The sequence below is a fragment of the Pantoea sp. IMH genome, from assembly GCF_000599885.1.
Classification (GTDB): domain Bacteria; phylum Pseudomonadota; class Gammaproteobacteria; order Enterobacterales; family Enterobacteriaceae; genus Erwinia.
In genome coordinates, this window is record NZ_JFGT01000006.1 from 492404 (window position 1) to 506881 (window position 14478).

Below are 14478 nucleotides of genomic sequence, written 5' to 3' on the forward strand. Positions count from 1 at the left end.
ATAACAGCACGCATCAAACTGCGAAAGTATTTATTTGCCGGTCAGGCATTTTCGGACAAACGGTAAAAAAGGTCCGCAATCCAATTTATGAAATGACGTTTCTTTTTTCCATTCATAAAAAGCAGAGTAATTTCCATATTCATTCTTTACGGGCATTATTATCCGTTGCGCAACGATATTTAGTGTGAAATGCACCTCATAAAAAATAACTATATAAATCATATAGTTGAAAATATTTTATTTGCGCAATCATCTCACGCGAAGGCGGAGTTTTCTTAAAACGGTTTTTTTGACGCGCTTGATCGATTCAACAGTTTCATTCCAGAACAGGAATGTGCCAGGCTCAATTCGTCTTACTCTGTCCTCAAAACTTAATTAAATCTGAAAAGGATTGCTTCAATGTCCAATAAAGGCGAACTGCCGTTAGTGCTCTGGTACAACCAGCTTGGCATGAATGATGTTGATCGGGTGGGAGGCAAAAATGCTTCTCTGGGCGAAATGATCAGTAATTTGTCTTCACTGGGCGTATCCGTGCCCGATGGGTTTGCAACAACCTCTGAGGCATTCAATCTTTTCCTCGATCAAAGCGGCGTGAATCAGCGCATTTATGACCTGCTGGATAAGACCGATATTGATGACGTTGATGAACTGGCAAAAGCAGGCAAGCAGATACGCCAGTGGATTGTCGATACGCCTTTCCAGCCGGCGCTTGAAGCAGCCATCCGCGAAGCCTATGAGCAGCTCTCTTCTGATGATACCGAGGCCTCTTTTGCGGTCAGGTCTTCTGCCACAGCGGAAGATATGCCAGACGCCTCCTTTGCCGGTCAGCAGGAAACCTTTTTGAACGTGCAGGGCTTTGATGCCGTACTGATCGCCGTAAAACATGTCTTTGCTTCACTCTTCAATGACCGGGCCATCTCCTACCGTGTGCATCAGGGGTACGACCACCGTGGCGTGGCGCTCTCAGCGGGCGTACAGCGCATGGTGCGCTCAGACGTCGGCTCGGCGGGCGTGATGTTTACCATCGATACCGAATCGGGCTTTGATCAGGTGGTATTTATTACGGCTGCGCTGGGTTTGGGCGAAATGGTGGTTCAGGGCGCGGTCAATCCGGATGAATTTTACGTCCATAAACCGACGCTGGCGGCGGGGCGTCCTGCCATCGTGCGCAGAACCATGGGTTCGAAGAAAATTCGCATGGTTTATGCCGATTCACAGGAGCACGGCGAACAGGTCAGAATTGAAGATGTTCCTGAGCAGGAGCGCGATCGTTTCTGTCTGACCAGCGAAGAAGTGGAAGCGCTGGCCACGCAGGCCGTATTGATTGAGAAACACTATCAGCGACCCATGGATATTGAATGGGCAAAAGATGGACATACGGGCAAACTGTTTATTGTCCAGGCTCGTCCGGAAACGGTGCGCTCAAATGGCCAGGTCATGGAGCGTTACACCCTGCACGGCCAGGGTAAGATCGTGGTGGAAGGACGGGCTATCGGTCACCGTATTGGCGCGGGCGAAGTGAAGGTAATTCATGACATCAGCGAGATGAACCGGATTCAGAAAGGTGATGTGCTGGTGACAGATATGACGGACCCGGACTGGGAACCGATCATGAAAAAGGCTTCTGCCATCGTCACCAACCGCGGAGGACGTACCTGTCACGCTGCGATTATCGCGCGTGAACTCGGTATTCCTGCCGTGGTTGGCTGCGGTCATGCGACGGATGTGCTGAAGGATGGTCATAAAGTCACGGTATCCTGCGCGGAAGGGGACACCGGCTATGTCTATGATGACCTGCTCGACTTCGAAGTAAAAAGCTCTCAGGTAGATGAGATGCCGCCACTGCCGCTCAAGATTATGATGAATGTTGGTAATCCCGATCGGGCATTCGATTTCGCCTGCCTGCCGAACGAGGGCGTGGGGCTGGCGCGGCTGGAGTTTATCATCAACCGTATGATTGGCGTTCATCCTAAAGCGCTGCTGGAGTTTGATCAGCAAACGCCTGAATTGCAGAAGCAAATCCGTGAAATGATGAAGGGTTTCGACGACCCTGTTGAGTTTTATATTGCCCGTCTGACGGAAGGGATCGCCACGCTGGGCGCCGCATTCTCGCCAAAACGCGTGATTGTTCGCCTCTCCGATTTCAAAACTAATGAATACGCAAACCTGGTGGGCGGTGAACGCTACGAGCCGGAAGAAGAGAACCCGATGCTCGGTTTCCGTGGCGCAGGTCGTTACGTGGCTGACAGCTTCCGGGACTGTTTTGCCCTGGAGTGTGCCGCCGTGAAGCGCGTCCGTAATGAGATGGGGCTGACCAACGTGGAGATCATGGTGCCCTTCGTGCGTACCGTGGCGCAGGCAAAAGCGGTAGTGGAGGAGTTGGCACGTCAGGGGCTTAAGCGCGGTGAGAATGGCCTGAAACTGATTATGATGTGTGAAATCCCGTCCAATGCGCTGCTGGCGGATCAGTTCCTTGAATATTTCGACGGCTTCTCAATCGGTTCCAACGATATGACTCAGCTGGCGCTGGGCCTCGACAGGGATTCGGGTGTGGTTTCCGAACTCTTTGATGAACGCAACGACGCGGTGAAAGCGCTGCTGTCGATGGCGATACGCTCAGCGAAGAAAGCGGGCAAATATGTCGGGATTTGTGGTCAGGGGCCCTCTGACCATGAGGATTTTGCGGCCTGGCTGATGGAAGAAGGCATTGACAGCCTGTCGCTGAATCCTGATACCGTGGTGCAAACCTGGCTGAGCCTGGCGGAACTGCCTGAAAAGTAGCCCGGTTGAGGTAATTTCACACTAAAGGCCAGTCTGACTGGCCTTTTTTCATTTCTGCAGAATAAAAAAAAGCCCATCACATGGGATGGGCAAAGACTACACACAGCAATTCTTTACTTTGACTTGGGGAAAGCTTGTTTAAAAATCAGCATGTTGATCCTAAACATGCTGTTTATACTATTCAGGCAGGGTGGTTGAGTCATTAAGAATCCTCTTATTAGTTTAAAAGACATAATCTTTTATGACACATTTGCCGCGCCGGCGGCCAGTAAGCCATATATTTGCTAATCAATTGGCCCTAAGGACAACTGAAATCATTGAAAAACCGCTTTTAGAGGTTAAGTTTTCTGAATGGTTTATTGATTTCCTGAAGAAAATGTTTCCTGCTGCTTATGAAAATGACCAGCCTGGCTGGTCATCAGGGCCATATTCAGGCGTGATTATTCCGTTCTCTGTTTTCCTCCACCGTTTCCACCACCTCATGCGGGGATCTTTGTGGAGCCGGCACCTCATTAATCCAGGCGGAAAGGAGCCGGTAGGAGACGGCCAGCACCACAGGTCCGATAAAAAGCCCGATCATGCCAAACGCTACCAGACCGCCGATGACGCCAGACAGGATAAGGATCATCGGTAAGTCAGCGCCCATACGGATCAACGCAGGACGAAGGAAGTTATCCAGAGTTCCCACCACGCAACTCCAGATGAGCAGCACAGTGCCCCAGGTCGTATCCCCACTCCAGTAGAGCCAGATAATCGCCGGAATCAGGACAACCAGCGGGCCGAGCTGGACCAGACAGGCGAGGATCATCAGCACGGTCAGAATGGTGGCGTAAGGAATACCCGACAGCGCCAGGCCGACACCGCCCAAAACGCCCTGTACCAGCGCCGTCACTACCACACCCAGCGCCACGGCCCGTATTGCCTGTCCGGCCAGCAAAACTGACGCATCACCACGCTGAGATGCCAGCCGGAAAGCAAAGTGGCGGATGCCCTGGCCAACCTGTTCACCGCGCCAGTAAAGCAGGATGCTGAACAGCAGCATCAGGCCGAGATGAAGCATAAAGCGACCAAAATGGCCCGCCTGAGCGAACAGAAAGCCGCTGGTGCGGCCGATATAGGGCTGAACCTTGGTCATCATGGCGCTGCCGCCACCTTCAACAAGATTATGATACGCCGAGAATAGCTTAGGACCGGCCAGCGGCAGATTGTTCAGCCAGAGCAGCTCCGGCAGGCGAAAGTGACCCGAAGTGGCCCAGGCGATAACGGGCCGGCTGGTGTCAATCAGGCTGTTGACCAACAGCGCGACGGGAATAATAAACAGCAGGATCAGCAACAGCGCCATCACCAGTACGGCAAGCGAGCGGCGGCCCCAGAGCAGGTGCTGGATTTTTATCATCAGCGGCCAGGTTGCGATCACCACCATGCTCGCCCAGGCAAAACCCAGCACAAAAGGCTGAACAACCCAGAAGCTGGCGACGATCAGCAGGGTGATAAACATCAGCGAGAAGACGATTTGCGGCAAATCCCATCCTTTCTGCGCATTCTTCATGGTGCAACATTACCTTCAGTCAATAAAACAGGGTGTGGGCATCGCTTAGCATCTTCCGTTGCATCAGCGCCCACGCGAAACACAATGTATTAAACGCACTTTCGCCGGAAACGGCACGTGATTCTTTTCAGGTGACATTTTCAGACCGCGACAGTGTATAAAAAAATGTGATAAAACCATGAGATTAAGTGCAATCGTTTACCTTACATTCTGGTTACCCGATAATGATCCCACAACTCTCTCAGGCGCCAGGCCTGGTTCAACTGGTGCTGACTTTTTTGCAGGCGCTTAAGCAGCAGGGTTTCACCGGCGATACCGCCACCAGCTATGCCGATCGTCTCACCATGTCCACCGATAACAGCATCTATCAGCTCCTTCCGGATGCGGTGCTGTTTCCCCGGTCAACCGCTGATGTTGCCCTGATAGCCCGTCTGGCCGGTGGGTCACGTTTCGAAAGTCTGACGTTCACCCCCCGTGGCGGCGGGACCGGGACCAACGGCCAGTCGCTCAATCAGGGCATCGTCGTGGATATGTCACGCTATATGAACCGTATTCTGGAGATTAATCCGGAGCAGGGGTGGGTTAAGGTCGAAGCAGGTGTGATTAAAGATCAGCTGAATGCCTGGCTTAAACCCTACGGCTTCTTTTTTTCGCCGGAGCTGTCAACCAGCAACCGCGCCACGCTGGGTGGCATGATTAATACCGACGCCTCTGGGCAGGGGTCACTGGTTTACGGCAAAACCTCCGATCATGTGCTTGGCTTGCGGGCAGTCCTGCACGGCGGTGATATCCTGGATACCCGCGCCGTTCCCGTGGCGCTGGCAGAGAGGCTGGCGCAGGAAGAGAGCCGTGAAGGGGAAATTTACCGCACCGTGCTGGAAAGCTGCCGAGATAAACGACAGCTGGTAGTGGATAACTTCCCTGTGCTTAATCGTTTTCTGACCGGTTACGATTTACGCCACGCCGTCAGCGACGATCTCCAGCAGGTGGATTTAACCCGCATACTTTGTGGTGCCGAAGGAACGCTGGCCTTTATTACCGAAGCCCGCCTGGACATTACGCCGATCCCGAAAGTCCGTCGTCTGGTTAATATCAAATATGACTCCTTTGATTCCGCATTGCGCAGCGCGCCTTTTTTAGTGGAAGCAAAAGCGCTTTCTGTGGAAACGGTCGATTCAAAAGTGCTGAATCTGGCCCGCGAAGACATTGTCTGGCACTCGGTCAGCGAACTGATTACCGATATCCCCGATCGCGAGATGCTGGGGCTGAATATCGTGGAGTTTGCCGGGAATGACAGCGACGAAACGGACGGTCAGGTAGATGCGCTCTGTCAGCAGCTGGACACACTGATAGCGCAGGGCGCAGCGGGGATCATTGGCTATCAGCGTTGCCATAACCTGGACGGGATTGAACGCATTTACGCCATGCGTAAAAAGGCCGTGGGGCTGCTTGGCAATGCCAAAGGCCGCGCCAAACCCATCCCGTTCGTCGAAGATACCTGCGTTCCCCCCGAACATCTTGCTGACTACATTGTGGAATTCAGGGCATTGCTGGACAACCATGGCCTGAGCTACGGCATGTTTGGACACGTTGATGCTGGCGTCCTGCACGTCCGCCCGGCCCTGGATATGTGCGATCCGCAGCAGGAAATGCTGATGAAACAGATTTCTGATGAGGTAGTGGCGCTGACGGCACGCTACGGCGGCCTGCTCTGGGGCGAACACGGTAAAGGCTTCAGGGCAGAATACAGTCCGGCGTTTTTTGGTGAGGCGCTGTTCCATGAGCTGCGGCGTATCAAGGCCGCCTTTGATCCGCATAACCGCCTGAACCCCGGCAAGATCTGCACGCCGCTGGGCGTTGATGAACCCATGATGAAGGTGGACGCCGTTAAGCGAGGCACATGGGACCGCCAGATCCCCATCGCCACCCGCAGTGACTGGCGCGGGGCGATGGAGTGTAACGGCAATGGCTTATGTTTTAATTTTGATGCCAGAAGCCCGATGTGTCCTTCAATGAAAATCACCGGTAACCGCATCCATTCGCCGAAAGGCCGGGCGACGCTGACGCGTGAGTGGTTGCGCCTGCTGGCGGAGCAGGGCGTCGATCCGCTGGCGCTGGAAAAACGTCTGCCGGAAACGCGGGTCAGCCTGAGAGGCATGATTGAACGTACCCGCAACAGCTGGTATGCAAAACGCGGCGAATACGATTTTTCCCATGAAGTGAAAGAGGCGATGTCAGGATGCCTTGCCTGCAAGGCGTGTTCCACACAGTGTCCGATCAAAATTGATGTTCCCGGTTTCCGTGCGCGCTTTCTCCAGCTTTATCATACGCGGTATCAGCGCCCGCTCAGCGACCATCTTGTGGCCGGCGTGGAAAGCTATGCGCCGCTGATGGCAAAAGCGCCACAGCTCTTTAATTTCTTTCTTCGTCAGCCGCTGGTGCGCAACCTGAGCAAAACCCGCATCGGTATGGTTGACCTGCCGCTGCTTTCGTCGCCCAACCTGAAGAAACAGCTGGCGGGGCAGGCTGCCCTGACCACCACGCTGGAACAGCTTGAGGAGATGAGTCGCGAGCAGCGGGCAAACTACGTGCTTATTGTTCAGGATCCTTTCACCAGCTATTACGAAGCCCGTCTGGTGGCTGACTTTGTCCGGCTGGTGGAAAAGCTTGGCTACCAGCCGGTGGTGCTTCCTTTCTCGCCGAACGGCAAGGCGCAACATATTAAAGGGTTCCTGACGCGCTTCGCACGCACCGCGCAAAAAACGGCGGATTTTCTCAACCGTGTCGCCAGCCTGGATCTGCCAATGGTGGGTGTCGATCCCGCGCTGGTGCTCTGTTATCGCGATGAGTACCGGGAAATATTGCAAGAGAAACGGGGCAACTTCCACGTCCAGCTGGTGCATGAATGGCTGATACAGGCGTTGCCTCCGGCAGAACAGAAGCCCCAAAGCGGGGAAGCCTGGTATCTTTTTGGCCACTGTACGGAAGTGACCGCGTTGCCCGCCTCGTCAAAGCAATGGGAAGGGATCTTTGCCCGTTTTGGCGCCAGGCTGGAAAATGTCAGCGTGGGCTGTTGCGGCATGGCAGGCACCTACGGGCATGAGACGAAAAATCTGGCGAACTCGCTGGGAATTTATGAACTCTCATGGCACCAGGCAATGCAAAAACTGCCGCGCCAGCGCTGTCTTGCCACCGGTTACTCCTGCCGCAGCCAGGTAAAACGCGTGGAAGGGAACGGAATGCGTCATCCCCTTCAGGCATTGCTGGAGTTCATCTGATGCCGATCTGGAAACGTACCGCCACGCTGGCACAGATGAATCATCGCAGCCAGGGAACGCTGGTGGCCCATCTCGGCATCAGCTTTACCCTCCTCGGCGAGGATGTACTCGAAGCCACCATGCCGGTTGATGAGCGAACGCGCCAGCCCTTCGGCCTGCTGCACGGCGGAGCCTCGGTCACGCTGGCCGAGACGCTGGGATCGATGGCAGGCTATCTCTGTAGCGAAGAAGATGAAACCGTTGTCGGGCTGGAAATTAATGCTAACCATCTTCGCGCCGTCAGAGAGGGGGTAGTCCGGGGCATTTGTCGCGCCATGCATGTTGGACGCACACATCAAGTCTGGCAGATTGAGATTTTTGACGCACAACAGCGGCTGTGTTGCACCTCACGCCTTACTACGTCGGTTTTGTCAGCCAGGGCAAAAGAATGCTAATATAGTGCGCGCTGAAAAACGGCGATCATATGATCCAGGCGGCGTGTCTGACGAACTCGTTTTGCAGTTTGCTGGCCCGGTCCCAGTCTCCGTTCATTGCCAGCTGATGGCACAGACGCGTCAGGGAATGGCGCGCCAACTGCCAGGCCTGCATGCGGAACAGCCGTTCGCGTTGGCCATTTCCTAACTCCTGTAGCAGGCGATGGTGCAGTTTGCCCAGCGCGTGCAGATAGCTCTGATCGTCGCCGTTCAGCTGGCAAATTTCCGCCATATCGAGGCAGGTGTCGTTAAACTGGCGCAGTTGTTCAAGCGTGCACTCTGGCCGGTTTAATTTGGCCTCGGCCATATAGTAGTCAACGGTAATGTCGCGGATAGAAAATTTATAATCGTCAATTTTATGTTGCAGCCAGGCACTCATCGACAGCTTCATTCCGGAATCCATATTCGCTAATGATAATCATTATCATATTACAAGTTGCGCAATATTCAATGACCCTGGCGATATTTTTATCCATAAATGCGGCCTTTCAGAATAATTGGTCATAACTTAAGGCGGCGTGAATCCTGGCGTTAAAACCGGCATTATTAACAATCAGCGAAGCGCGACCGTAATTTAGTCGCTTATATTCAACGCGTTAGGCGCCCATTAAAAGGATGCCTGATGCAAATCGTATTCCTCTTAACAGGGTCTAAACTGTATAAAGAAGGCTGAAAAAGGCCTCTTTACCTAAATCCCTGCAAAACAAGAGGTTGAAGCGATATCCAATATCACTAACATAGGGGTATTAGCCCGCAGGGCTATCGACTCGCGAGGTAATCTTATGCCATCAGCAACTACTGCTTCTTTTTCTCCTGACGACTTCGTCTGGAAGGGCCTGACGCTGACCGACAGCGCCGCTCAGCAAATCATCGCGCTGGCCGCTAACGACCCCCACGTGAAGGGCCTGAAGCTGGGCGTGAAGTCCTCCGGCTGCGCAGGATTTGGCTACACCATGGATCTGGTCAAAGAGCCAGCCGATGACGATCTTGTTTTCACCCATCAGGGGGCGCATCTCTATGTTCCTCTGCAGGCCATGCCGTTAATCGACGGAACGGAAGTCGATTTTGTCCGTGAAGGCCTGAATCAGATTTTCAAATTTAATAATCCTAAAGCTCAACACGCCTGTGGCTGTGGTGAGAGCTTTGGCGTTGAGTAAACGATATGTCTCGAAACACTGAAACATCGGACGACGTGCAGGTCTGGGAAGGAAATCACCAGAAGTACAAAGAAGGCTTCTTTACCCAACTGCAAACCGAAGAGTTTGAACACGGTATCAGCGAAGATGTGGTGCGCGCGATTTCCGCCAAGCGTAACGAGCCGGAGTGGATGCTGGAGTTTCGCCTGAAGGCGTACGCGGCCTGGCTGGAAATGGAAGAGCCGCACTGGCTGAAAGCGAACTATAAATCCCTGAATTATCAGGATTATAGCTACTATTCAGCGCCTTCATGCGGCAACTGTGATGACAGCTGCTCCTCTGAGCCGGGTGCGACGCAGGCCTCCGGTTCGCAGCCAGCGAACTATCTGACGGAAGAAGTGGAAAACGCTTTTAAACAACTGGGCGTGCCGGTACGTGAAGGGCAGGAAGTCGCCGTTGATGCGATCTTCGATTCCGTCTCCGTTTCCACAACTTACCGCGGCAAGCTGGCGGAGCAGGGGATCATCTTCTGTTCATTCGGTGAGGCTATTCATGAACATCCCGAGCTGGTTAAACAGTATCTGGGTACGGTTGTGCCGGCGAATGACAACTTCTTCGCGGCGCTGAACTCCGCTGTGGCCTCCGACGGTACCTTTGTCTACATCCCGAAAGGGGTGCGTTGCCCGATGGAGCTTTCCACCTATTTCCGCATCAACGCGGCGAAAACCGGACAGTTCGAGCGCACCATTCTGATCGCAGATGAAGGCAGCTACGTCAGCTATATCGAAGGATGTTCCGCACCGGTGCGCGACAGCTACCAGCTTCACGCAGCGGTGGTTGAAGTGATCATCCATAAGGACGCCGAAGTTAAATATTCGACCGTACAGAACTGGTTCTCCGGCGGCGAGTCCGAGGGCGGCATTCTTAACTTCGTTACCAAGCGTGCGCTGTGTGAAGGTGAAAACAGCAAAATGTCCTGGACGCAGTCGGAAACCGGCTCGGCTATCACCTGGAAATATCCAAGCGTGATCCTGCGCGGCGACAACTCAATTGGTGAGTTCTTCTCCGTGGCGCTGACCAGCGGCCATCAGCAGGCGGATACCGGCACGAAGATGATCCATATTGGTAAGAACACCAAATCGACCATCATCTCCAAAGGCATTTCGGCGGGCAAAAGCCAGAATACCTATCGTGGGCTGGTAAAAATCATGCCGACGGCCACTAACGCACGTAACTTCACCCAGTGCGACTCGATGCTGATTGGCGCTGACTGCGGTGCACATACTTTCCCTTACGTGGAAGTGCGCAATAACACCGCCCAGCTTGAGCATGAGGCGACCACTTCCCGCATCGGTGAAGATCAGCTGTTCTACTGCCTGCAGCGTGGGATCAGCGAAGATGATGCGATCTCTATGATTGTGAACGGCTTCTGTAAGGATGTCTTCACCGAGCTGCCGCTGGAATTCGCGGTAGAAGCACAAAAATTGCTGGCGATCAGCCTTGAACACAGCGTGGGTTAACGCGCCACGCATACGGTCACTGAGTGCAGTGCCGGACGGCACTGTCAGGGAAACACTATGTTAAGTATTAAAGATTTACAGGTTAGCATTGAAGACAAAGAGATCCTGCGTGGGCTGGATCTTGAAGTAAAACCGGGTGAAGTACATGCCATCATGGGCCCGAACGGCTCAGGAAAAAGTACGCTCTCTGCCACCCTGGCTGGCCGTGAAGAATATGAAATTACCGGCGGTTCCGTCAGCTTCAAAGGCAAAGATTTGCTGGAACTTTCCCCGGAAGATCGCGCCGGTGAAGGTATCTTTATGGCGTTTCAGTATCCGGTAGAAATCCCCGGCGTCAGTAACCAGTTCTTCCTGCAAACGGCGGTAAACGCCGTGCGTAAATATCGCGAGCAGGAGTCGCTGGACCGCTTCGACTTCCAGGACTTCATTGAAGACAAAATTCAGCTGCTGAAAATGCCGGAAGATCTGCTGACCCGTTCGGTCAACGTTGGCTTTTCCGGCGGTGAGAAAAAGCGTAACGACATTCTGCAGATGGCAGCGCTGGAGCCTGAGCTCTGCATCCTCGATGAAACCGACTCCGGTCTGGACATCGATGCCCTGAAAACCGTGGCCAACGGCGTAAACACGCTGCGTGACGGCAAACGCGCTTTCATCATCGTCACGCACTATCAGCGTATCCTTGATTACATCAAGCCTGATTTTGTTCACGTGCTCTATCAGGGCAAGATCGTGAAGTCAGGCGATTTTACGCTGGTGAAACAACTGGAGGAGCAAGGCTATGGCTGGCTTACCGACCAGGAGTAGTGATAACGCGCTGCAGCAGTGGCATCACCTTTTTGAAAGCCACGGCGAAACCCGTTCTCTTCAGGCGCAGCAGCACTGGCAGCAGGTTCTGCGCCTGGGCCTGCCGACGCGCAAGCAGGAGAACTGGAAATATACGCCACTGGAAAGCCTGTTTGACCAGAATTTCGTTCTGCCACAGGCCGCAGAGCTGACCGCAACGGACGTTGCCGCACACGCGCTCGATATTGACGCTGTTAAACTGGTCTTTGTTGACGGGCGTTTCAGTGCTGCGCTCAGCGACAGCGAACATGACCTGTTTGAAATCCAGGTGAGCGGCGCGGCTAAACGTCGTGAACTTGCCGCCGCCCTTCAGCCGGAAGTCTTTCTGCATCTGACGGAAAGCCTGGCGGAAGAAGTGACTTCCATCCATCTGTCTCGCGGCAAATCGGCTACCCGTGCCCTTTATCTGTTGCATATCAGCAGCGGCAGCGCTCAGGCGGAAATGAACACGTCTCACTATCGTCATCACCTGCAGCTGGATGATGGCGCAGAAGCGACGGTGATTGAGCACTACGTCAGCCTGAATGAAGCAAGCCATTTTACCGGCGCCCGTTTTACGGCGACGGTAGGCGATAACGCACAGCTGACCCACTACAATCTTTCTTTTGAACACAGCAGCAGCTTCCATTTCTCGCATAACGACCTCACCATTGGCCGCAATGCGCGTGTGCAGAGCCACAGCTTCCTGCTGGGCGCGGGTTTATCACGGCATAACACCAGCGTTCAGCTGAACGGTGAAGGTAGCGAGCTGGGCATTAACAGCCTGATGCTGCCTGTTGATAAAGAAGTTTGTGACAGCCGCACCTATCTTGAGCATAACAAAGGGCATTGTCAGAGCCGTCAGCTGCATAAAACTATCGTTCGCGATAAGGGACGTGCAGTGTTTAACGGCATGATCAAAGTGGCTAAACATGCGTTGAAAACTGACGGGCAGATGACCAACAACAACCTGTTGCTGGGCCGCCTGGCAGAGGTGGATACCAAGCCGCAGCTGGAAATCTATGCTGATGATGTTAAATGCAGTCACGGTGCAACTATTGGCCGTATCGACGACGAGCAGATGTTCTACCTGCGCGCGCGCGGGATCAGTGAAGAGTCCGCACAGCGTATGATCATCTACGCGTTTGCAGCGGAATTAACCGAAGCCATTAAGGATGACGTGCTGAAAGAGGCGGTGATGCAGCGTATCGCCCGGCGTTTTCCCGGAGGCATTCAATGAGTTTTGACCTGGCACGCGTCAGGGCTGAGTTTCCGATTCTGGCGCGAGAAGTGAATGGCCAGCCGCTGGCTTATCTTGACAGTGCCGCCAGCGCGCAGAAACCGCATTCGGTTATCAATGCGGAAAGCCATTTCTATGAGCACGGTTATGCTGCGGTACACCGCGGCATTCATACCATGAGCGCCGAAGCGACCACCGACATGGAAAATGTGCGCAGCCAGGCTGCGCGTTTTCTTAATGCCGCTTCGCCAGAAGAGATCGTCTTCGTTAAAGGCACTACCGAGGGCATCAACCTCGTGGCCAGCAGTTGGGGCGGCAGCCAGCTTCAGGCCGGTGATAATATTCTGATCACCGAAATGGAGCACCACGCGAATATCGTTCCCTGGCAGATGGTTGCCCAGCGCACCGGTGCTGAGGTGCGTTTTATCCCTCTCGCGGAGAACGGTGAACTCGATCTCTCCACGCTACCGTCGCTGATCGACAGCCGTACCCGCCTGCTTGCCGTCACCCACGTCTCTAACGTGCTGGGGACGATCAACCCGGTTAAAGAACTGGTTGCTCAGGCCAAAGCTGCCGGCGTGGTAACGCTGATTGATGGCGCTCAGGCGGTTATGCATCAGAAAGTTGACGTTCAGGATCTGGACTGCGATTTCTATCTTTTCTCTGGCCATAAAATCTATGGCCCGGCGGGAATTGGCATTCTGTATGGCCGTAAGGCGCTGCTGGATGAGATGCCGCCGTGGGAAGGCGGTGGCGCGATGATCTCCACGGTCAGCCTGACCAGCCCGACCACCTATGCGGCTGCGCCGTGGCGTTTTGAGGCTGGTTCACCCAATACCGGCGGAATTATCGGGCTTGGCGCCGCACTGGCCTGGATTACCGCTCAGAACCTGGATCTCATTCAGGAACGCGAGCAGGCTCTGATGCGCTATGCGCTTGATAAGCTCTCCACCGTGCCGGACCTGACCATCTACGGCCCGCAGGAACGCGCCGGTGTGATCGCCTTTAACCTTGGGCAGCATCACGCTTATGACGTTGGCAGTTTCCTCGATCAGTATGGCATCGCCATCCGGACCGGACACCACTGCGCCATGCCACTGATGACACATTACGGCGTGCCAGCCATGTGCCGGGCCTCCTTCGTCCTGTACAATAGCGAAGAAGAGGTCGATCGTCTGACGGCTGGTCTGATACGTATACATCGTCTGCTGGGCGGCTGAAGCTGCAGGCAGGCAAGGGAGGCATGAATGGCAACGTTGCCAGATAAAGAGAAACTGGTTCGCAATTTTACGCGTTGCGCGAACTGGGAAGAGAAGTATCTCTACATTATTGAGCTTGGTGCGCTGCTGCCAGCATTACCTGAAGCTGAGCATAAGCCGGAAAACGTCATAGCCGGTTGCCAGAGTCAGGTCTGGATCCTGATGAAACAGGATGAGAACGCCCAGGTTATCCTGCATGGCGACAGCGATGCAGCCATCGTGAAAGGTCTGATTGCGGTGGTCTTCATTCTCTATCAAAAAATGACGCCGGCCGAAATCCTGGATTTTGACGTGCGCCCCTGGTTTGAACAGCTGGCGCTGGCTCAGCACCTTACCCCATCCCGCTCTCAGGGTCTGGAAGCGATGATCCGCGCGATTCGCCTTAAAGCACAGACGCTGACCGCCGGCTGAGTTGCTGCT

General features: G+C 54.0%; 11 protein-coding genes and 1 other RNA gene. 9 read left to right on the top strand and 3 right to left on the bottom strand.

The features are described 5' to 3' along the window. Positions 1-399: 399 nt before the first annotated feature. Entirely contained in the window at positions 400-2781 is a 2382-nt protein-coding gene (gene ppsA / locus EA20_RS0116755) for a phosphoenolpyruvate synthase (RefSeq protein WP_024967924.1), read from the top strand. 61 nt (positions 2782-2842) lie between these two features. Here ppsA and rprA read toward each other — a convergent pair. Both rprA and ydiK read right to left on the bottom strand, forming a co-directional pair. Further along, an RNA gene (gene rprA / locus EA20_RS20445) (antisense sRNA RprA) lies at positions 2843-2953 on the bottom strand. Between the two features lie 258 nt (positions 2954-3211). Next, positions 3212-4330 carry an AI-2E family transporter YdiK gene (ydiK, locus tag EA20_RS0116760; protein ID WP_024967925.1) on the bottom strand — a complete coding sequence of 373 codons (1119 nt, stop codon included), beginning with the start codon at positions 4328-4330 and terminating at the stop codon, positions 3212-3214. Positions 4331-4554: 224 nt separating this feature from the next. Here ydiK and EA20_RS0116765 point away from each other — a divergent pair, with 224 nt between their 5' ends. Together EA20_RS0116765 and EA20_RS0116770 are read left to right on the top strand one after the other, a co-directional pair. Then, complete coding sequence (locus EA20_RS0116765) at positions 4555-7608, top strand: FAD-binding and (Fe-S)-binding domain-containing protein (protein ID WP_024967926.1); 3054 nt, start codon at positions 4555-4557, stop codon at positions 7606-7608. Then, complete coding sequence (locus EA20_RS0116770) at positions 7608-8042, top strand: hotdog fold thioesterase (protein WP_024967927.1); 435 nt, start codon at positions 7608-7610, stop codon at positions 8040-8042. The genes EA20_RS0116765 and EA20_RS0116770 overlap by 1 nt, the downstream gene beginning before the upstream one ends. A gap of 25 nt (positions 8043-8067) precedes the next feature. Here the strand turns inward: EA20_RS0116770 and EA20_RS0116775 are convergent, their stop codons facing one another. After that, positions 8068-8472, bottom strand: a complete 405-nt coding sequence (locus EA20_RS0116775) for a hypothetical protein (protein WP_024967928.1) — start codon at positions 8470-8472, stop codon at positions 8068-8070. 391 nt (positions 8473-8863) lie between these two features. Between EA20_RS0116775 and sufA the strand changes: the two genes are divergently transcribed. From sufA to sufE, 6 genes are read left to right on the top strand one after another with little or no spacing between them, the layout of a single operon-like run. After that, complete coding sequence (sufA, locus tag EA20_RS0116780) at positions 8864-9238, top strand: Fe-S cluster assembly scaffold SufA (RefSeq protein WP_024967929.1); 375 nt, start codon at positions 8864-8866, stop codon at positions 9236-9238. A gap of 5 nt (positions 9239-9243) precedes the next feature. After that, on the top strand, positions 9244-10737 hold the full coding sequence (gene sufB / locus EA20_RS0116785) for a Fe-S cluster assembly protein SufB (protein WP_024967930.1): 1494 nt from the start codon (positions 9244-9246) through the stop codon (positions 10735-10737). A 57-nt stretch (positions 10738-10794) separates the two neighbouring features. After that, positions 10795-11541, top strand: coding sequence for a Fe-S cluster assembly ATPase SufC (gene sufC / locus EA20_RS0116790; RefSeq protein WP_024967931.1), 747 nt, complete (start codon positions 10795-10797; stop codon positions 11539-11541). Beyond that, positions 11516-12799, top strand: coding sequence for a Fe-S cluster assembly protein SufD (sufD, locus tag EA20_RS0116795; protein WP_024967932.1), 1284 nt, complete (start codon positions 11516-11518; stop codon positions 12797-12799). Before sufC ends, sufD begins: the two co-directional genes overlap by 26 nt. Beyond that, the gene (sufS, locus tag EA20_RS0116800; protein ID WP_024967933.1) at positions 12796-14019 is read left to right on the top strand and encodes a cysteine desulfurase SufS; all 1224 of its coding nucleotides are present in this window, start codon (positions 12796-12798) and stop codon (positions 14017-14019) included. Before sufD ends, sufS begins: the two co-directional genes overlap by 4 nt. 27 nt (positions 14020-14046) lie before the next feature. Continuing rightward, on the top strand, positions 14047-14469 hold the full coding sequence (sufE, locus tag EA20_RS0116805) for a cysteine desulfuration protein SufE (RefSeq protein WP_024967934.1): 423 nt from the start codon (positions 14047-14049) through the stop codon (positions 14467-14469). Positions 14470-14478 lie beyond the last annotated feature (9 nt).